At 45.0% G+C, this 26325-nt stretch carries 28 protein-coding genes; 19 read left to right on the top strand and 9 right to left on the bottom strand.

Annotated elements, in window-relative coordinates; translation table 11 throughout:
• Window positions 1-6: 6 nt before the first annotated feature.
• The 3 genes from fliP to R7Z78_RS02490 are packed head-to-tail and all read right to left on the bottom strand — an operon-like array spanning window position 7 to window position 1970.
• Window positions 7-765, bottom strand: coding sequence for a flagellar type III secretion system pore protein FliP (fliP, locus tag R7Z78_RS02500; RefSeq protein ID WP_005375037.1), 759 nt, complete (start codon window positions 763-765; stop codon window positions 7-9).
• 18 nt (window positions 766-783) lie between these two features.
• Complete coding sequence (gene fliN, locus R7Z78_RS02495; RefSeq protein WP_005375038.1) at window positions 784-1155, bottom strand: flagellar motor switch protein FliN; 372 nt, start codon at window positions 1153-1155, stop codon at window positions 784-786.
• The gene (locus R7Z78_RS02490; protein ID WP_005375039.1) at window positions 1152-1970 is read right to left on the bottom strand and encodes a FliM/FliN family flagellar motor switch protein; all 819 of its coding nucleotides are present in this window, start codon (window positions 1968-1970) and stop codon (window positions 1152-1154) included. The genes fliN and R7Z78_RS02490 overlap by 4 nt, the downstream gene beginning before the upstream one ends.
• A gap of 379 nt (window positions 1971-2349) precedes the next feature.
• Between R7Z78_RS02490 and R7Z78_RS02485 the strand changes: the two genes are divergently transcribed.
• Genes R7Z78_RS02485 through fliJ form a run of 8 tightly spaced genes read left to right on the top strand, consistent with a single transcriptional unit; the run spans window position 2350 to window position 10373 of the window.
• Window positions 2350-3369 carry an OmpA family protein gene (locus R7Z78_RS02485; protein WP_169644581.1) on the top strand — a complete coding sequence of 340 codons (1020 nt, stop codon included), beginning with the start codon at window positions 2350-2352 and terminating at the stop codon, window positions 3367-3369.
• Window positions 3369-4700, top strand: a complete 1332-nt coding sequence (locus R7Z78_RS02480) for a sigma-54 interaction domain-containing protein (protein ID WP_031778880.1) — start codon at window positions 3369-3371, stop codon at window positions 4698-4700. The genes R7Z78_RS02485 and R7Z78_RS02480 overlap by 1 nt, the downstream gene beginning before the upstream one ends.
• 15 nt (window positions 4701-4715) lie before the next feature.
• Entirely contained in the window at window positions 4716-5072 is a 357-nt protein-coding gene (fliE, locus tag R7Z78_RS02475; protein WP_005375045.1) for a flagellar hook-basal body complex protein FliE, read from the top strand.
• A gap of 3 nt (window positions 5073-5075) precedes the next feature.
• Window positions 5076-6827, top strand: coding sequence for a flagellar basal-body MS-ring/collar protein FliF (fliF, locus tag R7Z78_RS02470; RefSeq protein ID WP_005384024.1), 1752 nt, complete (start codon window positions 5076-5078; stop codon window positions 6825-6827).
• Window positions 6796-7809, top strand: a complete 1014-nt coding sequence (locus R7Z78_RS02465) for a flagellar motor switch protein FliG (RefSeq protein ID WP_005375048.1) — start codon at window positions 6796-6798, stop codon at window positions 7807-7809. The genes fliF and R7Z78_RS02465 overlap by 32 nt, the downstream gene beginning before the upstream one ends.
• Before the next feature lie 4 nt (window positions 7810-7813).
• Window positions 7814-8569, top strand: a complete 756-nt coding sequence (gene fliH / locus R7Z78_RS02460; RefSeq protein WP_017820534.1) for a flagellar assembly protein FliH — start codon at window positions 7814-7816, stop codon at window positions 8567-8569.
• Window positions 8562-9908, top strand: coding sequence for a flagellar protein export ATPase FliI (gene fliI / locus R7Z78_RS02455; RefSeq protein WP_104976428.1), 1347 nt, complete (start codon window positions 8562-8564; stop codon window positions 9906-9908). The genes fliH and fliI overlap by 8 nt, the downstream gene beginning before the upstream one ends.
• A 24-nt stretch (window positions 9909-9932) precedes the next feature.
• Window positions 9933-10373 carry a flagellar export protein FliJ gene (gene fliJ / locus R7Z78_RS02450; protein WP_104976429.1) on the top strand — a complete coding sequence of 147 codons (441 nt, stop codon included), beginning with the start codon at window positions 9933-9935 and terminating at the stop codon, window positions 10371-10373.
• 16 nt (window positions 10374-10389) lie between these two features.
• Here fliJ and R7Z78_RS02445 read toward each other — a convergent pair whose 3' ends face one another.
• Both R7Z78_RS02445 and R7Z78_RS02440 read right to left on the bottom strand, forming a co-directional pair.
• Entirely contained in the window at window positions 10390-11448 is a 1059-nt protein-coding gene (locus tag R7Z78_RS02445; RefSeq protein ID WP_005375061.1) for a S1 family peptidase, read from the bottom strand.
• 73 nt (window positions 11449-11521) lie between these two features.
• A complete protein-coding gene (locus R7Z78_RS02440; RefSeq protein ID WP_005375063.1) occupies window positions 11522-12415 on the bottom strand; it encodes a LysR substrate-binding domain-containing protein in 894 nt (297 codons plus the stop codon).
• 128 nt (window positions 12416-12543) lie between these two features.
• On the opposite strand from R7Z78_RS02440, the gene R7Z78_RS02435 reads away from it, so the two are divergent.
• From R7Z78_RS02435 to R7Z78_RS02410, 6 genes are all read left to right on the top strand, one after another.
• A complete protein-coding gene (locus tag R7Z78_RS02435) occupies window positions 12544-13467 on the top strand; it encodes a DMT family transporter (protein ID WP_005375064.1) in 924 nt (307 codons plus the stop codon).
• A 99-nt stretch (window positions 13468-13566) separates the two neighbouring features.
• Window positions 13567-14013 (top strand): SRPBCC family protein, encoded by a 447-nt coding sequence (locus R7Z78_RS02430; protein ID WP_005375065.1) that lies wholly within the window; start codon window positions 13567-13569, stop codon window positions 14011-14013.
• Window positions 14014-14096: 83 nt separating this feature from the next.
• Complete coding sequence (locus tag R7Z78_RS02425; RefSeq protein WP_005375066.1) at window positions 14097-14849, top strand: phosphatase; 753 nt, start codon at window positions 14097-14099, stop codon at window positions 14847-14849.
• 156 nt (window positions 14850-15005) lie between these two features.
• Window positions 15006-15395: a cytochrome b562 gene (locus tag R7Z78_RS02420; protein ID WP_021035869.1), complete on the top strand. Its 390-nt coding sequence runs from the start codon at window positions 15006-15008 to the stop codon at window positions 15393-15395.
• A 218-nt stretch (window positions 15396-15613) separates the two neighbouring features.
• Window positions 15614-15973, top strand: coding sequence for a hypothetical protein (locus tag R7Z78_RS02415; protein WP_080276971.1), 360 nt, complete (start codon window positions 15614-15616; stop codon window positions 15971-15973).
• Between the two features lie 415 nt (window positions 15974-16388).
• Entirely contained in the window at window positions 16389-17828 is a 1440-nt protein-coding gene (locus tag R7Z78_RS02410) for a PepSY-associated TM helix domain-containing protein (protein ID WP_104976430.1), read from the top strand.
• 51 nt (window positions 17829-17879) lie between these two features.
• Here R7Z78_RS02410 and R7Z78_RS02405 read toward each other — a convergent pair whose 3' ends face one another.
• The 3 genes from R7Z78_RS02405 to R7Z78_RS02395 form a co-directional block, all read right to left on the bottom strand.
• Window positions 17880-18263, bottom strand: a complete 384-nt coding sequence (locus R7Z78_RS02405; protein WP_009704980.1) for a VOC family protein — start codon at window positions 18261-18263, stop codon at window positions 17880-17882.
• 30 nt (window positions 18264-18293) lie between these two features.
• Window positions 18294-19223, bottom strand: coding sequence for a LysR family transcriptional regulator (locus R7Z78_RS02400; protein ID WP_017635503.1), 930 nt, complete (start codon window positions 19221-19223; stop codon window positions 18294-18296).
• 77 nt (window positions 19224-19300) lie between these two features.
• A complete protein-coding gene (locus R7Z78_RS02395; protein WP_033906704.1) occupies window positions 19301-19774 on the bottom strand; it encodes a hypothetical protein in 474 nt (157 codons plus the stop codon).
• Between the two features lie 288 nt (window positions 19775-20062).
• On the opposite strand from R7Z78_RS02395, the gene R7Z78_RS02390 reads away from it, so the two are divergent.
• The 4 genes from R7Z78_RS02390 to R7Z78_RS02375 all read left to right on the top strand — a co-directional run bounded on the left by R7Z78_RS02390 (window position 20063) and on the right by R7Z78_RS02375 (window position 23819).
• Window positions 20063-20746, top strand: coding sequence for a spondin domain-containing protein (locus R7Z78_RS02390; protein WP_104976431.1), 684 nt, complete (start codon window positions 20063-20065; stop codon window positions 20744-20746).
• A 9-nt stretch (window positions 20747-20755) separates the two neighbouring features.
• Window positions 20756-21451, top strand: coding sequence for a spondin domain-containing protein (locus tag R7Z78_RS02385; RefSeq protein WP_033906706.1), 696 nt, complete (start codon window positions 20756-20758; stop codon window positions 21449-21451).
• A gap of 146 nt (window positions 21452-21597) precedes the next feature.
• On the top strand, window positions 21598-22329 hold the full coding sequence (locus R7Z78_RS02380; RefSeq protein ID WP_054574909.1) for a response regulator transcription factor: 732 nt from the start codon (window positions 21598-21600) through the stop codon (window positions 22327-22329).
• A gap of 116 nt (window positions 22330-22445) precedes the next feature.
• Window positions 22446-23819, top strand: coding sequence for a sensor histidine kinase (locus R7Z78_RS02375; protein WP_104976433.1), 1374 nt, complete (start codon window positions 22446-22448; stop codon window positions 23817-23819).
• Between the two features lie 27 nt (window positions 23820-23846).
• On the opposite strand, the gene R7Z78_RS02370 is transcribed toward R7Z78_RS02375, so the two are convergent.
• Window positions 23847-24362, bottom strand: a complete 516-nt coding sequence (locus R7Z78_RS02370; protein ID WP_104976434.1) for a superoxide dismutase family protein — start codon at window positions 24360-24362, stop codon at window positions 23847-23849.
• 541 nt (window positions 24363-24903) lie between these two features.
• On the opposite strand from R7Z78_RS02370, the gene R7Z78_RS02365 reads away from it, so the two are divergent.
• Window positions 24904-26313 (top strand): aminotransferase class V-fold PLP-dependent enzyme, encoded by a 1410-nt coding sequence (locus tag R7Z78_RS02365; protein ID WP_005375092.1) that lies wholly within the window; start codon window positions 24904-24906, stop codon window positions 26311-26313.
• Window positions 26314-26325 lie beyond the last annotated feature (12 nt).

Genomic DNA, 26325 nt, shown 5'->3' with positions numbered 1-26325 from the left:
TCCTCGTTAACCGAAGCTGGCAGATAAGGTGCCAACTGTCATTGCCCAACCATCCACGAGTACAAATACCACCAACTTAAAGGGAAGTGAGACAATTAAAGGTGATAGCATCATCATACCCATTGCCATCAGGACACTGGCGACAACCAAGTCGATGACCAAAAACGGGATGAAAAGCATAAAACCAATTTGGAAGGCGGTTTTTAGTTCACTAATGACAAATGCAGGCAAGACAACGGCAAATGAAATATCCTCAACGTTTTGGTCGAGAGGCTCATTGGCAATACGTAACATTTGTTCAAGAGAGCTTTGGTGCGTCTGTGCCAGCATGAACTCTCTCACTGGTTTCTCTGCAACAGAAAAAGCCTGTATTAGCGTGATTTCGCCGTTGTCGTATGGCTGAAACGCATTTTCATAAATATCGCTCCAGACAGGGCGCATAATCAGTAACGTCAATGCGAGAGCGATCCCGACCAACACTCTGTTAGGTGGGCTTTGTTGAAGACCAAGAGCTTGGCGCAAAATCGCAAGGACAACGACAATTCGAGTAAAGCTCGTCGCCATCAAAATAAATGCTGGAAGAAAACTGAGCGCCGTCATCAACAACAGAATTTGCAGTTTAACGCTGTATTCTTGTTGTGTGTCGCCATCAGAAACGGACAAGATAGTTAAGCCGTTGTCAGCCGCCATTGTTGGGAAAGCAAACAAAAGTGACACCAATACCAAAAGAGGTAACCAACGGTGCCAAGCGCTCAGATTTTTCATTGTGATGCCTACCTAAGATTATTGACCAACGCCACTCAATGCAGAGTCATGTACATCGATCAGACGAAGCCCATACTTATCATTGACAACGACAACTTCAGCGTGGCCCATAAGAGAACCGTTTACTTTCACGTCTAAAGGCTCGCCATTGAGCTTTTCCAACTCGATAACCGTGCCTTCACCCGCTTTCATTAAGTCCCCAAGTGGGATCTCCTTACTCGCAACTTCCAGCGTGACTGTGACAGGAATGCTTTTGAAAAAGCTAAGGTCACGTTCCGCAGTGGCTGGTTCTTGTTGGAGCGTATCTTCGGCTTCAAAGTCTTCTAATTGAAAATCATCAAAGTTCAGTTCTTCTGCGTCGAATGCATTAGTTTCTAGCGCTTCGCTCATCGCTGCGGTTCCTTATCAGGGTTAAAGATCAAAACAAGTTGGCCGTCTTGCTCGGCAATACGACCTGTAAATAGAGATTGGTTGCCAATGCTTACTGGAACCGTGTTAAGAAGCTCAATAGGTAAAATATCGTTGGGTTGTAAGCCAACCACATCACTTAAAGGCATCTTCTTTTTACTTAGAACAACGTTCAGTCGAACGGGGGTCGTCTCTAAAGAACGACAGAAAGGTTGAAACAAATCGGTATCAGGCTGCAGTTCAAGCTGCTCGATTAGCGTTTGAATAAGATGACCATCTAGCTTGAGATGAATTGAGCCTTGATGATCGTCAAACGCAATGTTTAATTGAACGTTAATGCCAATACCTCTAGGGGTCTCATACTCACCCGTGTCCCACATTTCACCAGGAGCAAGCCAACCGATGATGATTCGACTGATGCGCTCTTGTAAACGTAAGTCACTGGCCGTCAGAGTAGCGGCTGAACGCTCTGCACTTGCACCATAAAATCTATCAGCCAACTTTATTAGCGTGTGAGGGTTACCATGGATGAATACCATGCCGCCTTCCTGATGTTGATAGGTCGACGTTTGCTCTTTGTCCATCTCAACCGATGTAAAGCGGTGCAAGTCTACTGAGGTTAAGCTAGCTTCCACTTTTCCTGTGCTGAGCCAATTTTGTAATTCAGTCGTAAGGTTTGAGCAAGATTCTGAAATTAAATTATCGAGCTTCTCACGAATGATATGAATAGGTTTGCCTAATAATTCTACATCAAGTAGTTGACTATCAGAAATAGGCTCGCTAACTCTATTTTCCATTTATATTTTACCGTGCGTTAACAATCGAAAGTGTTTTAACTTAATAGCGTGTAGTCTACACAGAAATTTTAATGATCTTTTAGCTCCAAACTCTAAGATTGTGACTTTAGTTCACATGTTGCTTTGTTCATATAGTCATAATCTTTTAATGAAATTTAAAAAGAGTTAGTTTTCTTTATAAATCGCTTAATAAATAAAATAACAATGTTGAGCGGTTTAGTTGTTATAGATTTTTTAAATTGCCTTTATGGCGTAACAACAACTTCAAATAAATAAATTATAAGATACTGTTTTTTATGCTTAAAGCTTCCATTGGAGGCTAAGCGTGCTCTCTTGAGCGTTTTGTAACCAATTTTAATATTCAGAATAGGTAATTAAAATGATTAGCTATGCCAGTTCTCTCGGCTTGGTGGCATATTTAATTAAACGGTTTAAGTCATGGGAATGTAAGATATACATGAATCATGTCCGTTTGATAATTTGTAACACAATTATTGTTATCAGTTTTATTTTTTCAAAAGTGTCATATTCAGAAGAAGTCTTAACAATCCCTATGGACCTCTCTAAATGGACATATGAGGGAAATAAATTCAAATGCAACTTGTTGCAATCAAATGGTGACTATGGGAAGTTTTATTTCCTAGCGGAACCTAATAATAAATTCTATTTTATTTCCGATATAGAATATGAAAACAATAAATGGAAAACGATTGCTTTAACAACTCAAAATGCTCCTTGGAGTAATGAGCTTTATAGAAAAGAATTTGGCTCCCTTGAATTTACCAAGCCGTCTCAGCGTTTCATCTTTAATAAAGGCGCTGAAGAATTCATGGATTCAATTGCTTCGGGCAGTTGGGTGACGCTGTCACTTAAAGGAAGTAATGCTTCCTCTGTTTCAGAGATTGTGATTCCTACTCTTCAAATTCAAAACCCATTGAAATCATTTAATGCGTGTCGCGCGCGATTGCCTAAATTGTCTTTTTCAGAGGCAAGGGATATGGCGCTCTCATTTGAGTTTGGTCAGAAGACGTTAAGTCGTGGACAGAAAGCAACACTAGAAGCGCTGTATAGCTATGTATCTGTGGATGATCGAGTGACCAAAATCCTCATCGACGGTCACACCGATAACGTTGGTTCAAGTTTAACGAACCTTTCTGTGTCACGTACTCGAGCAGAGCAAGTCACCAACGCTTTGATTGAGCTTGGGGTCGACGAGTCGATGATCGAAACACGAGCTCATGGTTCACGTTACCCAATTGCCAGCAATAACTCGGTTAATGGCCAAGCAAAAAACCGACGTGTCACCCTGCGTTTAGTGAGGGACAACGAGTATACGGCTGCGAAACACCACCCAGATCTACAATCACAAAATCAACAAACGAAAGTTAAGGTTCAATGATGACGAAAACGAAAATTTTGTTGGTTGAGCCAAATGAAGCTCTTGCTCAACCAGTATTGGATGTGTTGCAAAATGCAGGTTACACCGCGAAACACACTCGTACTGGTCGAGGCGCTTTGCTTGAAGAGCGAGCAGAAATCACTTTAGTGAGCTCTACGCTGCCGGATATGTGTGTTCGTGAGTTTGTCGCGTGTCACCAAAAGCAGCGAAATTCGGGTGTTGTTATTGCGATTGTCGACCAAGAACAAGGCATCTTGGCTGCTGAGACGATGAAAGCGGGCGCTACTGATTATCTATTACGCCCATTTGAATCTAATCAGTTGGTTAATCTGCTTAAACGTGTTGAAGCGTTAGGTAAGCCAATGGCCAACATTGTTGCGGAGTCTTGGAGAAGCAAACAAGTTCTGCAATTGGCGCATCGTGCAGCATGTACTAACGCGAGTGTGCTTATTACAGGTGAATCGGGAACGGGTAAGGAAGTGCTGGCGCGATATGTGCATGAGCACTCTCCGCGTATCAATGGTCCATTTGTGGCGGTTAACTGCGCCGCCATTCCAGAGTCAATGTTAGAGGCTGTGCTATTCGGTCATGTAAAAGGCGCGTTCACCGGAGCGACAAATTCTCAAAGCGGTAAGTTTGAAGAAGCAAATGGCGGGACGATTCTGCTTGACGAGATTGGTGAAATGTCACCTGCGGTTCAAGCTAAATTGTTACGCGTCCTTCAAGAGCGTGAAGTAGAACGTGTTGGTAGCCATAAAGCCGTTCAGCTCGATATTCGTGTTATTGCGGCAACCAACAAAGACTTACGTGAGGAAGTTCAAAAAGGCACGTTCCGTGAAGATCTTTATTATCGATTAGATGTGCTGCCTCTGCACTGGCCGCCTTTGCGTGAAAGAAAAGAGGACATTCTACCGATTAGCCAATTCTTTATTGAAAAGTATCAAGATAGCAGCCGCTGTCACTTATCCCAAGATGCGATTAGTGCGCTGAGTCAGTATCACTGGCCGGGCAATATTCGTGAGTTGGAAAATGTCATTCAACGCGCTTTGGTCATGCGTCATGGTGATTACATTACAGCCCATGACCTGATGCTGCCTATTGAGCTTGTCGCGTCAGTTCCTACAGCAGAGCCAACTTCAAGTTTTGGTCATGTAGAAGCGAAGAAGCAAGCTGAATATCAGTTTATTTTGGAAAAGTTACGTCAGTTTGGTGGAAACCGAACGAAAACCGCAAACGCGCTTGGAGTCTCTACTCGAGCGCTACGCTACAAGCTCGCAGCAATGCGAGAACATGGTATTGATTTACAGTCGGCACTAGGCTCGGCTGCCTAATAGGAGAAAAAATAGATGGCAAGTCAACCTACTCATGCGGTCTCGGCAGAGCAACTTATGTTGTCAAAAATGCAGGCGATGCAGGCACAAGTGCAGCCGCCAGAGTTTATCGTGAGTGCAAATCCTTTAGATCAACAATCACTAAACGCACCTTTATCGTTCTCACAAGCGATGACAAATGTGTTGGATACAGTGAATCAACATCAATCAGTGGCTAGTCAAAAAATGACGGCCGTAGAAACAGGAAAAAGTGATGACCTAGTTGGTGCAATGGTCGCGAGCCAAAAAGCCAGCTTGTCCTTTAATGCTTTGATGCAAGTGCGCAACAAAGTCGTGACCTCATTTGAAGATATTATGAAGATGCCGGTGTAATTCATGTCAGAACTAACCCCCCAAGTCGCCGGAAACACAGCTATGGCTACCGGCACAGCACAGACATTTTCTACTGCCAACGGCATGGACGATGTGACAACGAAGCTGAAGCAAATCTGGTCTAGCAGTCAGAGAAACTTAGTGCTATCTGCGGTGTTAGCTGCGATTGTTGCAGCGATTATTGTGGTTGCACTATGGAGTTCCTCGCAGAGCTTTCGTCCGCTCTATAGCCAGCAAGAGCGTTTTGATATCGGCGAAATTGTGTCGGTATTAGAAAGCGAAGGCGTAAGCTACCGCATGCAAGAGCAAAATGGACAAGTTCTTGTACCAGAAGGTGAGGTTGCGAAGGTACGCATGTTGCTTGCATCAAAAGGTGTTAAAGCTAAGCTGCCGACAGGTTTGGATTCGCTCAAGGAAGATAGCTCTCTTGGTACGAGCCAATTTATGGAAACGGCGCGTTATCGTCATGGTTTAGAAGGTGAGTTAGTACGTACTATCATGTCTTTGAACTCAGTAGCGAACGCGCGTGTTCATTTAGCCATACCTCGTCAAACTCTATTCGTCCGCCAAAACAGTGAGAATCCATCAGCATCTGTCATGCTTGAGCTCAAACCTGGTGAAGACTTAAAGCCTGAACAAGTTGAAGCGATCATTAACCTAGTGGTCGGCAGTGTCACGGCAATGAAGCCAGAATTTGTTTCTGTCATTGACCAGTATGGCCGTCTTCTTAGTGCGGATGTCGCTTCTGCGGAAGCCGGTAAAGTAAACGCGAAATATCTTGAATACCAGAAGAGTGTTGAAAAACAGATCATCCAACGCGCAGCAGATATGCTTACGCCGATTGTGGGGCCGAGTAACTTCCGAGTACAAGTCGCTGCCGATCTGGATTTTAGCCAAGTTGAAGAAACACAAGAAATTTTGGATAACGCGCCGGTTGTGCGTAATGAGCACACCATTCATAACAACTCGGTTGATCAAATTGCGTTGGGTGTTCCAGGTTCTCTAAGTAACCAACCGCCAGTGACAGGATCTGGTGAAGTGGAAACGAACGATAGCCAAAACACGAATGCGCGATCTGAAGTGAATCGTCAATATGCTGTAGGTAGTAGTGTTCGTCGTACTCAATACCAACAAGGCCAAATAGAAAAGCTTAGTGTCTCGGTTTTGTTGAACTCGAAAGCTTCGCCAGATGGTGTGGCGTGGAGTGAAGCCGATAAAGAGCAAATCTCAAACATGATCATGGATGCTGTTGGTATCTCTGCCACACGAGGTGACAGCTTAAGTTTAATGAGTTTCAACTTCACCCCAATTGAAATTGATGCTCCTCCTGCACTGCCGTGGTGGCAAGACCCTACAGTACAGCAGCCAATACGCTACGTTATTGGTGGCTTGTTAGGCTTGGCGATGATCTTCTTCGTACTGCGTCCATTAATCATGCACCTAACTGGCGTTGATAAACCTGTGCCTGAGCTAAATTTTGCTGAGCCTCAGGAAGAACCTGACTACGAAAACTTGCAAACGCGTGAAGAGCGCGAGCATGAAGAAGTACTTGATCGCCGCCTATCTGAAAAAGGCATCTCAGCCTCTTCAGGTTTAGATGTAAACAGCGACATGCTACCACCAGCAGGTTCGCCATTAGAAATTCAATTGAAACACCTACAGCTTATTGCTAATGAAGAGCCAGAGCGCGTAGCCGAAATACTGAAACAATGGGTAAACATCAATGAACACAGTTCTATCAAAGCAGACGCTTAGTTATGTTGAACAAACCGCGCTCGTGCTATTAGGCATGGGCGAGGATGCCGCAGCGAAGGTTTTGCAACACTTTAGCCGTGATGAAACCCAGCGTGTGACTCGTGCAATGGCGAAGTTAAATGGCATTAAGAGCGATTCTGCTCGTGGTGTTATTCAAACTTTCTTTGAAGATTTCCGTGAGCACAGCGGTATTCGAGGAGCCTCTAAGGAATACCTATCTAATACATTGCGTAAAGCATTGGGTAACGATTTGGCAAAAGGGTTATTAAATACCTTATATGGCGATGAAATTCGCAACAATATGCAGCGCTTACAGTGGGTGGAAGCAGAAACTCTCGCTCGTTTCATTGTGAACGAGCACCCACAAATGCAAGCAATTTTTCTAGCGTATTTGCCAGCAGACAGCTCTTCAGCGGTATTGAAGCACTTGCCACAAGATTACCATGACGAAATCTTGTTCCGTATTGCTCAATTGCAAGATATCGATCATCAAGTTGCCGTTGATTTGCATGAACTCGTTGAGCGTTGCATCGAAAAAGTATCCGCAAGTCAAAGCACGCCGTTATCAGGTGTTAAGCAAGCAGCAGATATCATTAACCGCTTTGAAGGTGACCGTGGTTCATTGATGGAAATGCTGAAGTTGCATGATGAAGATGTTGTTAATGCAATTGAAGAAAACATGTTCGACTTTATGGTTCTTGGCCGACAACGCGAAGAGACTATGGACATGTTGGTGCAGCAAATCCCGCTAGAGTTGTGGGCAGTTGCGCTAAAAGGTTCCGATATTACCTTACAACAAGCTATTAAGCGTTCAATGCCGCAACGTATGGTGAAAGCGCTAGAAGATGACATGGACGCACGCGGTGCTGTTGCGTTAAGTCGAGTTCAAAAAGCACGTCAAGACATCATGCAAATGGTACGTGAGCTGGATGAATCTGGTGAAGTTCAGCTGCTTCTCTATGAAGAGCCAACGGTGGAGTAAGGTCATGCTAGAGACAAAATCAAGTACTATGCGATTGCCTCCGAACGGGTATCGTTTACACCGTTTTCCGCCTTTAGCGCAACCTAAGACTATCGAAGACGAATTCGGGCTAGATAACCAAGGCTGGCAAGAACCTCAAATTGATATCCAACAGCAACTTGAAGAAGGTTTTCAACAAGGTTTGCAACAAGGACATGAGGAAGGCTTACGCCAAGGTATCGAACAGGGCAAGCAACAAGGTCTGTTGGAAGGTCAAAAAGAAGGTTTCCAAAAAGGCTTTGTTTCCGGTGAGCAGTCTGGAAAGCAAGGCTTTTTGGAGGCGGCGAAGCCTGTCAATGAACTTTTTCACGCCCTTTCTCGTTGGCAAGATGAAAAAGAACAGCAACAACGCCATATGATTTGTGAACTGGTACAAAAGGTAGCTCAGCAAGTGATTCGTGCCGAGCTCACTTTAATGCCTCAGCAGATCCTAGCTTTGGTGGACGAGACATTGTCTGCCATGCCTGGTAAAGCGGAAACAGTAACTGTGCATTTAAATCCGCAAGATTTAGAGCGTATTACTCACATCAATGCTGATTTGCCGCAATCTTGGAAACTGGTCCCTAATACGGAGCTTCCTATTGGTGGCTGTCAGTTAGTGACTGATGACGCAGAAGCGGATGCGAGCTGCGACTCTCGTTTGGAAGCCTGTATGGACAATGTAAAGCAACACCTTTTGGATGAAGTCAGTATTCCACAGGTAGAGTCTGAGCATGAGTAATACCCTAAGCCATGAACTATTAAGTGAGCGTTTGAGCGAAGCCTTGGCTTCGCTTGATTCAATCCCTGTTGCTCGCGTAACAGGGCGATTGATAAAAGTAAACGGCTTAATGTTACAAGCCGTAGGGTGTCGGTTTAAGCTTGAGCAGCGTTGTCTCGTAGAAACCGCGGAAGGCGATATGATCGAAGCGCAAGTTGTGGGCTTTGAACACACTATTGCTTACCTCATGCCTATCCGCCGTTTAGGCGGTCTGTTTGCAGGTGCAAAAGTCATCCCTCTTGATGGTGACAGTACCGTGCAGCTAAGCTCTCAGTGGTTAGGACGCGTACTGAATGGTTTAGGTGAGCCGTTAGATGATGGGGCACCGCTTAAGGGGGGGGATCGAGTTTCACTTGAACCAAAACCGATTAACCCACTGAAGCGACGCCCAGTTGATACACCACTCAACGTAGGCGTGCGAGCGATTAATGGACTATTGACGGTAGGCAAAGGCCAACGTATTGGTTTGATGGCTGGCAGTGGCGTCGGTAAAAGTGTGTTAATGGGGATGATCACCAAAAACACGGAGGCCGATGTAATTGTGGTCGGGCTTATCGGTGAGCGAGGCAGAGAAGTACGTGAGTTCATCGAGAGAAACTTAACCCCAGAAGCGCGCAAGAAAGCGATTATTATCGCGGCTCCTGCTGATGAATCCCCGCTAATGAGGTTAAGAGCGACACTACTTTGTCATCGCGTTTCAGAGTATTTCCGAGACCAAGGCAAAGACGTTCTACTTCTGATGGACTCTCTAACCCGATACGCCATGGCACAGCGCGAAATCGCTCTTTCGCTCGGTGAGCCTCCAGCTTCTCGTGGTTATCCGCCTTCTGTCTTCAGCGTGTTACCTCAACTCCTAGAGCGAGCGGGTAACAGTGAAAATCAACATGGTAGCTTAACGGCAATTTACACCGTATTGGCAGAAGGAGACGACCAACAAGATCCTGTCGTGGATTCCGCGCGCGCCATCTTAGATGGGCATGTCGTTTTATCGCGTCAACTGGCTGAGCAAGGGCATTATCCCGCGATAGATATCAACGCGTCTATTAGCCGTTGTATGAATACTTGTACGCAGTCCGCACACAGCACGATTGCGAATAACTTCCGTCAAATGTACTCCAACTACCTTCAGGTTAAAGAGTTACTGCCATTAGGGGGTTATCAACCAGGACAAGATCCTGAGTTAGATCAATCTGTTGCTATGTATCCAAATTTGCGTGCATATCTACAACAAGCTGCCAACGAGTCTGTAGATTACCCAACCAGTTTGACCGAGCTCGCGCAGCTTTTTCAAAGTGCTTAATCAAATGGGAGTGACAAGGCTGAAATGAAATCCAAGTTAAAAGCCGTAGGCAAGTTACAGCAAATGGAAGAAAAACAGCGTGACCGTGTGGGTCAACAACTTGATGCCATGCGTCAGCGTCACTCCCATCTTTCAATGCAATTGGAACAGTTGTCGGCGTTGAAAGGCCACGCTGGACAATCAACCCGAACCGGTCCGACGCTGACGAGCGCGGCTTTGATGAACTTTAATCGTGTTGACCAAATGCTACAAAGAATGCTTCGTCACCACGAGCAAGAGCAAGCCGTTATGCAAGCGGAATGTGCATCTGTACAGAAAACGCTAGAAAACAAGCACGCACGCGTTCAAGGGTTAGAAAAAGTGCTTGAACGTTGGCGTACTAAGCAGAACTATGAAAAAGCGAAAAAAGAGCAAAAGATGATTGAAGACATCATTAACTCTCGCGTTAAGCGCAAGATATTATGATGTCTTGTTGACGCTACTAGGAGCGCGAATAATTTCTGCGGTGTCTTAGCCAACCAAACCAGCCTCCAAGCATGATCAACCCTGATCCGAGAGCACCGCCGCCACTGCTGCCGTTGTTACCAAAGCCAGATGTGTTGGTATCGACAGGCTCAAAGCCAGAGTCCCCTTCGCTATGATAATCTTCCGAACTTGCTAAGAGGGCGTTATAACTGGTTTTTACACCTGAGCTGGTTTGGGTCTCAATCCATGTTGCATAGTTCAAAATCTCGGTAAACACACTTGGAATCGCAGCGGATTCGCAAACTGAAGAACCGTAGCTCACAATGCCAATTTGCTGATACATACCATTATTGTCTTGATAGGTGAGAGGACCGCCTGAGTCACCACGACAGATGCCAGTGTAGCTTCGTTCAGGAAATCCATTCGCACATAAACTTTCTTGAGCGTTAAACCCTGTTACCAACGAAGCGCATTGGGTGTCGGTAAGGGGTTTTACTTCTGCCCAGCGTAAATAGTTAGGGGGGCTTTCATCATTGGTTGAGGTCTGACCTAAACCGAATATCTGATAAACTGACTTGCTGCTGTAGTCTCCAAAGTCTTGCGGTAAAGTGATGGATTGGACGTTATCGGTGATAGGTCTAGTCAATTCAAGGACAGCGATGTCATTAATCCATAAATCGCTAGGCACATAATCAGGATGAATCGTGATAGAGCGAACATCTTTGAATTCTTCAACAAACACGTCATTCATCGTAGGGTTTTTGACTAGCACTCGTAGATCGTTGATTGTCCAGCCATCAGTAAAAACGCTTGGTTCTACGCAGTGGGCCGCAGTTAAAATGAAGCGGTCGTTTACAATGGTTCCCCCACAAATATTGGCAAACTGATTAGCGCCAGTTTTATGTAGAATAAGACGTGCAAAAAAAGGAAGTTGGTTTTGGGTAGCCTGCTGACCCCCAATAATTGCCGTGGAGATCCCTTGTTCTGAAAGGCGGTTATCATTTTCTGCTTCAGCGGTCGTACTCAAAGATACTGCAAAACAGAGTGCGCTTAGCCATATTTGATACTGCTTCATAAACCATCCTTGGATGAAAAGTGCTCTTCTAACTTTATACTAGTTTTTCAGTGAATGTGCTTAACAAAAGTTTCTAATAGTTGAATGATTGTTGTAGCCAAGATCGCAACAGATGAAACGATTCAAGCTTTAGCTTGTGTGGCGGGCATACAAAGTAAAGCTGTTGATGAGGATTAATGACGGGTTCACCCAGCTCGATTAGCTGACCATATTTGATGTCATCCTTCACAAACAAGCGATGAGTGACCAATAACCCCAAACGACGAGTTGTGGCCTGGACGGCTTGTATCGACATGTTAAAAGTGATTGGTTTTTTATTTTTAGGTCGCTGGATACCCGTCGCGTCCTGCCACACGTTCCAGTCGTTTTTTCTTCGCTCGTTAGTAACTTCAATGATGGGATACTGCTTTAAGAGTTGAGTGATGTTTGAGTCCTTTGTCGTCGCTAACAATTCAGGGCTGCACACCAAAACCAGTTCATCTTCACTGAGCTTTTCGCAGTAGTAATCCTGCCATTCTTCGGGATTTCCATGCACCAAGGCCGCGTCGATACCTTCTTGTTCTAAATTGAATCTGCCAGACAGGTTTGATAAACGAACGTCTAATTGAGGAGCAAACCCTTGTAAATCTGACATTCGAGGAATCCACCAGTGAAGAGCCAATGAATTCACCATATTGAGCGTAACACGTTGCAAGTTCTGATCTTGGATGAGTGCTTCCGTTGCATCGACAATTTGCTCTAAAGCGGGTGCCACCTTTCGGTAATACTTTTTACCGTCCGCATTGAGTTGAACTTGTCTGCCTATGCGATCAAACAAAGGCTTGTTGACTTGACTCTCCAGCGATTTAATCGCCTGACTTACGGCTGAGTGGCTCACACTTAATATCTGTGCTGCTTCTGTCATGCTGCCAGACTCAGCTACTGCAACAAATGCGTAGATGGACTTTAAGGGGACTAGTTTCCGCATAATTTAAAAACCGTAGCTGGTGATAGATAAGTTAAACTGTAAGTTTTTCTTACATCAATGGTTAATATTACTCGCTATTTACGATAAGTGATGTCTTTTAAAATGCTCCATATATTAAGGAGTATTGAATGAATGCTGTAAATAAATCTATCCTTTTCATGTTGATGTCTACGTTAAGCTTATCTGTTACTGGACTGTTAGCAAAGCAGTTGTCAGGCGAACTTTCCGTCACACTATTTAGCTTCTTACGTTTTTTGGTGCCTGCGCTTATCTTGCTTATCTTACTTCGTGTGAAAAACCTTACCTTTCCTAAAGCGGGCACGCTAAAGCCTATTTTATTGCGTGCTCTTTGTATCGGTTTGTCACAACTTTGCTTTATCGCGTCATTACAAACGTTAACGCTGGTAGAAGGGGTTGTGTTGTTTGCTACTGGCCCATTATTTATTCCCTTGGTTGAAAAGCTGTTCATGAGGGGGCGCATTCGTGTTTCAACATTGGTGGCTTTAGCAATGGCGTTCACTGGTGTGGTTATGTTAGCGGGCGGTGGAAGTGAGATTACATGGCGAGCGGATTTATTGCTCGGTTTGGCTGGGGGACTCTTCAATTCTGGTTCTCAGCTTACGTTATATAAAGTGAGTAAAACAAATATGTCGCCGCTAGAAATCAACTTTTGGGCGTTTGGATTTGCTGCCGTATTTCTGTTGCCGCTAACTTTGTTTAACGACTTCGACGTGTTACTTAATATGAGTGTTATGGCGCCTGAGATTTCTTCAAATACGCTGTGGATCGGTATGATGTCTCTGATGATCATTAACACCCAAGTTTTTCGCTCCAAAGCATATAAACTGGCAAGCAGTGGCTCTCAACTTGCGCCACTCATTTTTACTAACTTATTGTTCACTGCGGTTTGGCAGAGCCTGTTTTTTGAAGACCGAATGAGTCAAAGTCAAATTGTTGGGATGAGTTTAATAGTGCTCGCAATCATACTGAACACATGTTGGGTTCGCTTTAAGGCGCATCGCAGTGGCGGTTTACAAGCGAGAACTTCTTAGTCTGTCGGAAAATGAAGGGGGCAGGTAGATAAATTGGTCGTGTGGTTTGATTTTTCCTGAGTATGGGCTAGCGTCAAGAAAGGTTCAGGGAGAGAAATCATGCTTACGCTAAATTATTACGTCGAAATTTCGGCGACACCGCAACGAGTGTGGGAAGTGCTAACCGATGTTGAGTTGTATAAACGTTGGGCACAAGCCTTTTCACCGCAGTCTCAATTTGAAGGAGCTTGGGAAGAAGGAGGTGGCATCACTTTTTTTGATCCAGATATGGGCGGGACAAGGGCGATCATAGATACGGTGCTACCGCTTCAAAAACTTGAATTTCATCATGTTGCCATTTTTAATCCGGATAATCGTCAACAACTCGATGCTGACCTAGCATCTAGGTGGATCGGATCGCGAGAGATCTACCAGATCGATACCAACAACGATCGTTTACTACTCAATGTTACCATTCATACTCACAACGACTTTGTTTCTATGTTTAATCACGGATGGGAAAAAGCCTTACCCTTGATAAAAGCCATTAGTGAAGAGCAAGCTTAGGGTTCTTGCTTATCTTGGGCTGACGATGCGTTGCCTGAAGGTATACAATAGCACGCAAGATAGCGCACCTTAGAGAGTGGATGATGGAATTTAAAGTTGATACCCATACACATACGTACGCAAGTGGTCACGCGTACAGTACCTTGATTGAAAATGCAAAGTTGGCAAAAGAGAACGGGCTGGATATGTTCTGCACGACCGATCACGCAGAATCAATGCCGGGTGCGCCTCATTACTGGTTCTTCTCTAACCAGAAAATTCTGCCTCGCTTTCTTGAAGGCGTTGCGATTATTCGCGGCGTTGAATCTAACATTATGAATACCGAAGGCGACATTGATATTCCACTGAGTGTGGACCGCAACTTAGATTGGGTGATTGCGAGTTTTCATGAACCCGTTTTTCGTCCTGCAAACAAGCAAACTCACACGGAAGCACTTGTTAATGTCATTCAGAGTGGTCGTATTGATGCGCTCGGTCATCTTGGTAATCCAAATTTCGACTTTGATTTTCAGACCGTTTTAGCGTGCGCGAAAGAGCACAATGTCGCGATTGAAATTAATAACACCACGCTGAAAGGCAACAGCCGAGTAGGCAGCGTAGACCGTTGCCACGAGATTGCACAAATCGGGAAAGATCTCGGTGTTTTCTTCACCACGGGCAGTGACGCGCACTTCTGTCACGATGTTGGTAATCTGGATTTGGTTGGAGAGTTAATGGACAAAGTGGGTATTGATAGCAAGAAAGTGATTACTCACACCGCTCAGCAGTTTTTGTCTTTCTTAGCTTTGAGAGGCCGTAAACCAATTGCAGAATATGACAGCATTCTCAACGCATAAACTTGATTACATTTAAGGTATGCACCCGACGCCAGATTGCTTTACACTGCGACCCGGAAATACTCAACTAAGCTAGTTTTTCGCCTTTTATGGCGTAGGTTATTTGGGTGAATAAAGCCGACACAGAATTCGGCACTATAAATGGAGAAGTGAAAAATGTTACGTCCTTTAGTCCTAGGGTGTGCGATTGCGTTTGGCTCAACATACGCAATGGCAGAAGCGGTTGATTTAAAACAAAACATGAAACAGATGAAGATGGAATTCAAACAGGCGGCAGAAGCATCTGATGTCGAAACCATGAAATCTGCGATTGATAGCTTGCAAGCGATTGTTGAACAATCTAAGCGTGGTAATTACCCACCAGAGAAGTTTGATACTTACTTAGAAGGCTTTAACAAGCTGACGGTAACGCTAGATAAGATTGAAGCGGATCTTGATGCGGGCAAGCTACAAGAAGCAAAAGCTCAACTGCGTGAAATCGATAGTCTTCGTGAAGAGTACCACGACAAGCGCAATCCAAGCATTTGGAGCAAGTTGTTTGGCTAATTATCTACTGAGCGGAGCATTTGCTCGTGGCAGTGGATTACGCGTTATCTCTAAGTAATGAATGAACACATTATCAGCCTGCCATTTCGGCGGGCTTTTTTGCGACTGTCAATCGATGCATTCAAGAAAACCTGTGAGGTAGCAAGCACTTATTGATCCTGTTTTTGAGCTATCACTCAAAATTGGTTACGCTGTGTGAAATTTGTTAAGTCACCGTTATGCGTAGATTAATTCCTTTTTACCGCTCGATGTTATTTGCTAGTGCTCTCAGTTGGGTGCTAGTGACGCTGATGCCTGTTATCAATGCTCATGGTAACAGCATGGGCGTGTGGGCGACGTTATGTACGCTTAACGGTTTTGAGTTGGTCCAAATAGAAGAGGGCGACAATTCGGTCAGCCACAAAGGCAAGCCTTGTCCGTTTAGCCACTTCTCGACTTTTCATCACGATACACTTCCAACGACACCGATACTTTCAAGACAGAGCTTGGTGACTTCTGACAGCTACGCTTATTTGGCTCTAAGTGTGCGATTTGAAACACCAGTTCCTAGAGCGCCGCCAGTTTCCCTTTTCTCATAACGAAAACAATTACACGATACCCAAGTAACCTCGAGATGCTTGGTTCAGCGAGAATGACTTGGTTTGTAGACGCGGCGGCGATTTAAAGGTCTAGTGGGTCTAAATCAAGATATCGACAACAAAGTATACAAGCCAAGGCAACTCGCCCTTCGGGAGCGTGTCATTGCTCCGATTGCTGCTTCAAACAACTTGGAAAGAGTTGTCTATTACACAGCGTTGTTTTCTTTGCACTCGAATCAATGACAACGCTCTGAATCCAGCATCTTGAAGTCACTTGGGTATATAGTCAGCAACACTGCCACTTCGAGCAGTGGTACTCCTGAATCTAAGTCAATTAGCGCCGCATACGAATGCGTATGTGCAGGATGCGTTTGGCTCAATTTGGGTGTTCAACAATGAAAAAAGGAAAATACACATGTTGAGAAACTCGGCAAAGCCTCAACTCAAGGAAGCCTCACGCTTAAAATCCATCTACTTTATGACGTGGCGATGGCACTTTTACGCAGGTTTGTTCGTCATTCCATTTATGCTCATGCTTTCCCTCACGGGGTTGGTGATGTTGTTTGATGACGAAATCGAATTGGCTCGATACGAAGCGACATTACAAGTTTCACCACAAGAACAAATGGTTCCTGTCTCTGCACAATTAGAAACCGTAAAGCAGGCGTATCCCGATTTTAATGTCACTCAATTTGTACCTGCTAAAACGGCCGATATTGCCAACCGATTCTCGATTCAAAACCAAGAAGGCAGCTCTCTGATTGTTGCAGTAAATCCTTACACAGGAGACGTACAAGGCACCATTAATCGTGGTGATAGCATCTATGAACTGATGAACAGCATTCACGGCACCTTGCTCATCGGCGACCTAGGTGACCGCTTAATTGAAATCGCCGCAAGTTTGGGGATTTTGCTGTTGGTGTCTGGTTTGTACCTTTGGTTACCTAGAGACAATGCCAGCCGCGCCGGCTTTTTGAAAATCCGCTTTAACAATGGCCCTCGAATTTTGATTCGTGACCTGCATGCGAATTTAGGTGGTGTGCTGTCGATTGTGCTGTTGTTCTTTTTGATTTCAGGATTGTCGTGGGCAGGGATCTGGGGTGCGAAAATGGTACAAGCTTGGAATACCTTCCCAACCTATTACACATGGGGTGAGAAACCGGAATCCACACTGACACATAAAGATCTTAACCATGGTGCATCAGAAGAGATGCCATGGAACTTAGAGCTTGCTGCTGTGCCAGAGTCGAAAGATAAGCCCGCTCATGATCATGCCAATATGAAGGAAGAGACGGCATACGCAGGCAGTCATGATGCGCTCTCCATTGATGATATCATCCTCAAGGCTGAAATGATGGGCTTCACTGGCTATAAGCTGTTTTTGCCACGCTCTGAGACGGGCGTTTACACCGTTGCAGCTAACTCTATGGGTGGCGATATCTCTGACCCAAGACAAGATCGCACCAGCCACTTTGACCAGTATTCCGGTCGCTTGTTGGTGGATGTAACGTGGCAAGATTACAGCCTATTTGCCAAGTTCATGGCGGCAGGTGTGTCATTGCATCAAGGTGATGTGAGTATATTGAACAAAGTACTCAACGTAGTGTTCTGTTTGGCGTTCATCTTAATCTCAATCACAGGCGTGGTGATGTGGTGGATTCGTAGACCAAGTCGCAGTGCTGCATTAGGGGCGCCACCTAAGTTTCAGCAAGACAGTATTTGGAAGCTTGGCTTAGTAACGTTAGTGATATTGTGTCTCGCGTTCCCGATGGGCGGTTTCGCGATTGTTACGGTTCTTGCACTGGATTGGCTGTTGTTTAACCGCGTTGAGAAGCTGAAAACAGCGTTGAATTAGTAACAGACAAAGAATGGAATGGTAAAAGAGCCAGCGACGTGCTGGCTCTTTTTATTTCTGGTAAATCTCCAATGGCAAGCCATCTGGGTCTTGGAAGAAGGTAAAGGCTTTGCCTGTGAATTCATCAATACGAATTGGCTCAACTTCAACGTCATTTGATTCTAGGTAGGCTTTCACCTGTTCAACATCATCAACCAAAAAAGCGAGATGCCGTAGCCCTTGCGCTTCAGGAAAGCTCGGTCTCTCTGGTGCGCCCGGAAAGCTAAACAGTTCAACTTGACTGCCGTCAGGTAAAGCGAGGTCAAGCTTGTAGGAGTCTCTGGCTTCACGATAGTTCTCGGCAATGACTTTTAACCCCAACACTTCAGTGTAAAAGCGTTTTGACCTTGGGTAGTCGCTGCAAATGATCGCGACGTGATGAATAGCATTAAACATGGTTAGCCTCTTCAAACATGGCTCGTATCCTCAAGCATGGTTAGTGTCCTCGGAGACTAAATGCTCCTTAACGAAGTCGATAAACACGCGCAGACGAGCAGGCATGTATTTGGTTTGTGCATACTGCATCGCGATAGCTCCGTGGTAGTTACTCTTGATCATCCAATCCGGCAATACTTCCACCACTTCTCCTTGCTCTAACGCGTCTTTGATCACAAAGTCATGGAAGATCCCAATTCCTAAGCCTGACTTAACGCCATTCAAGCGCATTTGAGAATGGTTAACGGCGTAACGTCCACTCACGGCAATCGAGTGGAACGCTTCTTCTTTAAAGAAAGACCAGATGTTGTCTTTGTCGTTCTCCGCAAGATAAATACAATCGTGCTGCTCAAGCTCAGTCGGATGCTCTGGCATACCGTGTTTGGTAAGGTAATCTGGAGAGGCGCACAAAACAAGATTGGTCTTGCTGATCTCTTTGAGGACCAGATTCTCATCGGGTTTGTCGGTGAGCTTAAAGGCGACATCAATACCTTGGCGGAAAAGATCAATCTCACCATCTGCTGCACGCAGCTTAAGCTGAATATTTGGATAACGTTCTAGGAATGGCAACACAAACGGTTGAAGAACCGAATTAAGAAATGCTTCAGGGGCTGCTACTGTGAGTGCGCCTGTTGGCTCAGAATGATCTTCCGCAGATAGCTCAACGGCTTGCTGCGCGGCATTCACCATTGCAATGCTTTGGTCATAAACCTTTTGTCCTGCTTGAGTGATGATCAACTTACGAGTCGTGCGCTCAAACAGTTTCACCGAGAGGGCTTGTTCCAACCGTGTGATCAACTTACTTAAAGCCGATGGCGTCACGCCGAGTTGTTTGGCTGCAGCGGTAAAACTGCCTTCGTTTACCACCAAGATAAACGAAGCAAGATCAGGAAGTAGGGCAATGAGTTTTGGATTAACCATAATTGTTCAGTTCTGCGCAGCGGAATAACGATATTGTCTGGTACGGTTTCACGAGGTTCAAGTGTCACCGTCTCGCTTTAACGATATTTTGCCAAAAATGCATTGAGTGCAGGCAAGCCAGATTCACCAGTATGGTATTGCTGCCAACAGTGATAAATGGCCGTTTCATGGTCTGCAATTAACTCGATAGCTTCTCGCTCAGCGATTGAATACTGTTGTGAAGCGTTCACTTCTTCATGCCACTCTCGATATTTGACCTCATAAGGTTCTACCCACTTCAGAAGAGTCGCCACCAACTCTTGCCATGGTAAACCAATCCACTTAGTTGCATCTGCCAAGCCTTTATCCAGCATCTCTTGGTGTCGACTTTCGATATCCATGCCATTTGTTAGCAGTACAGGTTTGAGCTTTTCTGCGGTTAGCTCTTCCACTTCAATCAAGGTTTGCCACAGTGTTTGTTGTTCACTTTGGGTGTAATGGCTCAAGTAGTGGTTGAAAAAAGCGATGCCGTAGATTTCGCCATAGTAGGCAGACAGAACGTTATGAATCATGGTGAGAATCGTGATTTAAACAGGGAATATCGCATTGTAGGAGGGGAAAGCGCGACGTGTAAACACCTGATTAAGAGTAAAAAAGTGCTGCTGACAGAATTCGAACAGAACTTGTGAGAATTTTATGAGAATTCGATGAAGTTGCTGATAGATTTGCTCGTCATTCTTAGAGGCAAGAACGCAAAACGTTCGAAACGTAATGCTTAACCTACTCAAGTCACGAACAAAGAAGTAAAGCCGTACACATGGGCTTGGGTAGTTCAACCCTCATTAAAGGATGGAATCACAATGAAAAAACGTACCCAACTCGGACTCGTCATGACTTCAGTCGCTATGGCACTAGGCTCTGCATCAGTGAATGCGGCGGAATTGGAAATCACCGTGACAAACGCAACCAAAGGCATCTACTTTACGCCTCTTATTGTTGCCGCACATGATTCTGATCTTCAAATGTTCAGAACGGGTCAAGCAGCAACGCCAGAACTAGAAGCAATGGCAGAAGGCGGTGATATCTCTGGTCTTGCTAGTGTGATTGGTAACGCTGGTGGTGCGGTGGTTGAGAATCCTGCTGGTGGCATTTTGAATCCGGGTGTTGCAACCACCTTCACCTTGGACAGTGGCGACCACGGTTATCTTTCTCTGAGCGCGATGTTGTTGCCAACCAATGATGGTTTCGTCGGTCTGGATAGTTGGAAGATTCCAACGGAAGCGGGTACATACCGAGCAACGCTAAGAAGTTACGATGCCGGTACAGAAGCGAACGATGAACTTGCGTCTAGCATGCCAAACCCACCTTTCATTACCTTTGGTACTGGCGGCACAGGCGTTGAAGCAACGGTAACTAACGACAAAGTTCACGTGCATCCGGGTAACCTTGGTGATAGCGATCCAGCCGGCGGCATCAGTGACCTAGACAGCAGCAGCCATCGTTGGTTAAACCCAGTTGCAACCATCACAATCGTTGTGAAGTAAGGGGGATGTATGAAATACAGAATCTTACTAGTTGCAGCTTCAGTCGGCTTGCTCGCCGGTTGTCCAAGCGATGATGATAACGATGTAGTGAAATCGTACCGCTACACCGTCAACGTGGCGAACTTGACTGCGAATCAACCTATGTCTCCGCTCGCGGTACTCACTCACAATGGTGACTACCAACTGTTTGAAATTGGACAAGCCGCATCTGTTGAACTTGAGCATCTTGCCGAAGGCGGGAGTAACGCTGAGCTGATTGAGTTGATGAACAGCAATGACAGTGTTTACCAAGGTATTTCGGGTAATGGATTGGTGTTGCCGGGTGCATCGGACGAAGTCACCATCACGGTTGACCCTAGTCGTTACGGTTACTTGTCTGTTGCGTCTATGTTTGTGAATACCAATGATGCCTTTGTTGGCGAAACGGGGCTATCGCTCAAATCGCTCGCAGTGGGTGAAAGCTATGAAATGAGCATGAACGTTTGGGATTCTGGCACGGAACTGAACGATGAACTTGCCGCAACCATTCCAGGCCCAGCAGGTGGCGGTGAGGGTTTCAATGCCGCACGTAATGACAGCAATGACATTGTTGCTTTTCATGCGGGTGTTGTTAGCCAAGATGACGGATTAGTAAACTCAGCACTTTCTGCGAACCATCGTTTCCTGAACCCAGGTGCGAAAGTCACCATCACTCGAGTCGAGTAACACAGGCTCCGATGACGTCTCCTTTCCAAAGCGCTTGTAGCCGAGCGCTTTATCCCTCATGGCGTCATCGGAACCTTTTTTGAAAGAATTTCTAATTTGTTCCGGTCATGTGCAAAGTGAGGATACTCGAAGGCAAGGAAAGGACCATGGAACAACAGGCAATCAATTTAGTCGCGAACATCTTGTTGGTGGAAGATGACGATGATTTGGCAGAACTGGTTCAGATGCATCTCAAGTTTCAAGGACACCAAGTGTCGCGAGCCACAAATGTCGCCGATGCTAAAGCGCAATACCAGCAACAACCCTTTGATTTATTGATCCTTGACCGAGGTTTACCAGATGGTGATGGCCTAGACATCTGCCATTATTTGCGTCAGCAACAAGATTGGAGCCCAGTGCTCATGCTGACAGCCAGAGACGGTGAAATGGACAAGGTTGACGGTTTAGAAGCGGGCGTTGATGACTACATCACTAAGCCATTTAGCGTATTAGAATTCCAAGCACGAGTGCGAAACGTGCTACGCAGAGTCAGCCAAACCGTAGAAGCCAAAGTAGCAAATGAAGTCCTCAATGATGCGATGGATTTTGGTCCGCTGAGAATCATTCCGGAGTTGCACCAAGTATCCTTAAACGACAAGGATGTCACTCTTACCGCGACAGAGTTTACTTTGCTGCAGTTTCTCGCGACTCGTCCGGGCAGAGTCTACAGTAAAGATGAATTGCTCGATCACGTTTGGAATACCAGTCATTCTGGTTATCACCACACGGTGTGTAGCACCATAAACCGTTTACGCAGCAAGTTGTCTTTGTCTGATTCTGATCATCACTTCATTCAAACTGTTTGGGGTGTTGGGTATAAGTTTCAACCAAGACACTAATGCAAGAAAGTAAGTCAAAACATCAAGCCAAGACAGTAAGTCGGCAGTTGTTTTCACCGTCACTTTTCAATCATCACGGGTGTTTCTAAAACATCGCTGTTTAAGGAGGCGATAGGATGAGCTTCAAATCTCGCTTGGTAGTATTTACTAGCTTGTGGTTCTGCCTCGCGGCGGTGGTGATTGCACTGACTTACAATTGGCAAAAAGAAACCATTGAGTTACGCACTAAGCAAAGCCTGCATAAAGAGCTAGCTAGCCATATGCGTGACGATAATCCGCTAATGATCGGCACGGATTACAACCCTAAAGCGCTCAAGTCGATTTTTCACACGCTCATGCTGATCGGCCCTGATTTTGAAATCTACTTCCTCGATAGCCAAGGTAACATCACCACCCATGCAGCACCGGAAGGGGCAGAGATCATGGGGAAGGTGGATCTCAATCCCATTAAGCAATTCTTAAATGACCAACCTTTTCCTATTTTGGGTGAAGACCCACGTAATCGTGGTGAGCACAAAGTCTTTTCTGTCGCGGCGATAGAGGAATTAGGTTCTACGGTCGGTTATCTCTACGTGGTGATTGGCAGTACCCGACATGACGCTATTGCCAATGCTCAAGTCGATACTCCTTACATCGCGCTGGCAGGATTGGTTTTAGTGTCCATTTTGGGCTTTGCTCTTGGGGCTTATGTGCTGGTGAAACGTAGCCTGTTGAACCCGATTGAGCGTGTGACCAAGCAACTTCAACAGCAAGCTGAACATGATTTCCGCCTGCAACCTGATTTTACTCACCAAGTGCCGGAGCTCGTGCCGATTGCGCACTCTTATCAGATGATGGCGAAGCACATTCAGCAACAGTTTTTACAGTTGGAATATCAATCGTCTCATCGTCGTCAAAGCTTGTTGCAGCTTAGTCATGATTTAAAAACGCCGTTATCGAGCGTGCTTGGCTATTTGGAAACGTGGCGTTTGCAACATCCGGAATCCGACCCTTTGATTGACGTTGCTTTCCGAAATTGTGAGAAGCTCTCAACTCAATTACATTCTTTGTTAGACGCTGCGCGCAAAGAAGCTCCAATGCCAAATTACGAGTACCGCCCCGTAGATCTTGGCGTGTTGATGGCAGAATGTGCCGAAACGATGCAGAGCCAGTTTTCTCGTAAAGAAGTGGTGTTGAAAGTGGATATCGATAGCGAAATCAAAACTGTGGGTGACAAGGGGCTATTGGAGAGGTTGGTATTGAACCTGCTTGAAAATGCATTGCGCCACAGCCCAATCGGCTCGGAAGTGCATTGCCAAGCGCATTTGAGTGAGGATAAGTCGCGTATCCACTTTACCTTCGTCAATCACATCGAGGAAGAAGCGGAGGGCGGTTCTTTGGGGATCGGGACGAAGATTGTCCAATCGATCTTAATGCTTCACCACAGCTATCTTGAGACCAATGCAACCTCCTCTCAGTATCAACAGAAGTTCACACTTCTCGCAATCTAAAGAGAAGTGTGAGACATAAGTTAATGTTTATTCAATAACACCACATACGACGCGAGCGCCACCACCACCTAGCTTACTTGGGTGATCGGAGTGATTGTCACCACCTGCATGGATCATTAACGCTCGACCTTTTAAATCCGATAATTTTAGGCGAGGCGCGACAACGGGCTGATTGGCATTGCCGTCCATGTCCACATAGAGTGGAGGCAAGTCGCCTAAATGATTGTCATCGGTCCAAGGATAGCCATGCTTCCCTGTGTTGTTAGGATCATAATGGCCACCTGCTGCGCCGCCTAATACGGTTTTGTCATCCTTTTCTATGCTATCGCAAGATGGATTAGTGTGAACATGGAAACCGTGCACACCTGCTGACAAACCTGATAATTGAGGCGTAAAAACAACGCCATAATCACTTTGTGAAATCTCAATGGTACCCGCACTCTCATTGGTGTTGAGAGCAGTCATTTCTACCGTTTTTGCTAGCACGTTAGGGGCGGCGACAAGAGCGGATGCAACTGAAATGCATAGCAATCCTTTTAACATGGGACCTCCTTCTTTTTGGGTGTACGCTCAAGCACATATTAGTGAAAACCTGTTTTACTTATGCCTGTTGAGCGGTGAGTTTATGTCATAGAGTGATGTGTATCACTTTATGGTCTTAAACTGATATCTCGATCCGAAATCAGCTTTCTTTTATTTAGTCTTAACATGTTGAGATCGTTAAGATATAAAAAGAATAGACGCCAATCTTAAAATAGCCTGAATATCTTTAAATTAACGCAAAGTTAAATTTTTAATGACTTTATAACAAAGCTCATAATTGTTTTATAAAGAATTTGGTGGAATTGTCCGCAATAAAGAATAGTCAAATTAACGAATATATTAATGTGAACATTGTTGTTTATAGATTTGTGGTCAAACTGTTGCTTATATCATCAAATAAGATAAAAAATTGGAACTAAAGTCACTTAATGGCAGAGGAAAAAATTAAACTCTGATTGTAATGGGTAATAATGTTTTAGTAACAGATAGTTACGCACTTAAAATTAATAATATGGCTAATTTCCGACAAGGATTGAAAAAGATGAAAGACAAGGAATCTATTCAGACTAATAGCAGCCGCCGTAATTTTCTGAAAGGCGCAACAGGAGCTGTTGTTGCTGGTGTGAGTGCTTCCGCTTTCTCAGGCGTAGCTCAAGCACGAGAACAGAAAATTGATTGGAGCAGCCGCGGGCTAGGTAGAAAACACGATAAGCGCTTCTGGCGTAAAGTGCGAAGACAGTTCGTTTTGGACAAACGAACCACTTACATGAACATTGGTACAACAGGTTCAATGCCAAAACATGTTCTTGAAGATTACGAGCATAACAACAAGCTAGTGGCTAAATATCCTTGGGATATGAAAGGCAAATTTGGCTCTTGGCCGTATGTTTCTGAGATGGTTAAAGACGTCGCACCAGGTTTTGGTGCTAACCCAGAAGAGATCATTCTCAGCCGCAACACTACTGATGGCTTATGCTCGATCATTAATGGCTTACACTTTGAACCAGGTGATGTGATTCTAACGACACACCATGAACATATTGCTGCAACATCACCTATGAACGTAGCGAAACATCGTTTTGGTGTGGATGTGGTAGAAATTCAACTACCAGTATTTACTGGTACCGAAAACGTTTCTGAGCAAGATTACATTCAAGCGTTCCGAGACGCGCTTGATGCGAATCAAAACGTTCGCCTAATTGTTTTCTCTCATATCACATACAAAACAGGAACCGCGCTACCAGCAAAAGCCATTTGTGCTTTAGCAAAAGAGTATGGTGTACCTACTCTTGTTGATGGCGCGCATACGGTCGGTATGTTTGACCTTGATTTCCACGATATGGATTGTGATTTCTATGCAGGATCTGGTCATAAGTGGCAGTGTGGTCCGGGCGCGACGGGTATTCTGTATGTTCGTGATAACGGTAACCGGTTGAATGAGTATTGGAGTGACCGAGAGAACCCGTTATGGTTGATCAACTCCTCACTTTCTCATGCTGATTACCTGGGTAAACAGCTGCAAATGCAATACATTGGTAACGATAACTATCCTGCGAAACAAGCACTAGTTGATAGTTGCAAAATGTGGGATGAGATTGGTCGAGACCGTATCGAAGAGCGAGTTGTAAGCCTTGGTAGTTTATGTAAAACCTTGCTTCAAGAGTACTTACCACAAGCCAAAATGTATTCACCAAACGTGGAAGGCTTAACCAGTGGCTTAACGACGGTTAACCCGTTCTCCGATGTAACTAATGAAGAGATACTGACGGAATTCCGAGATCGTTTACGTGAAGAGTATGGTTACATCATCCGTACGACTAGCTTTAAGCTGCATAAGGATGATGACTTTGATACTTACGCGCTGCGTATCTCTACGCATTTGTTCCATGACGAACAAGATGTGGAAGGGCTCGTAGTGGCGATGACGAATTTGTATTACTCGTCGTTCTAACATCGTTGTTTA

The organism is Vibrio sp. 1167, from assembly GCF_033340375.1.
GTDB classification, from domain to species: domain Bacteria; phylum Pseudomonadota; class Gammaproteobacteria; order Enterobacterales; family Vibrionaceae; genus Vibrio; species Vibrio alginolyticus.
This window is presented reverse-complemented; position numbering and strand designations above follow the sequence as displayed.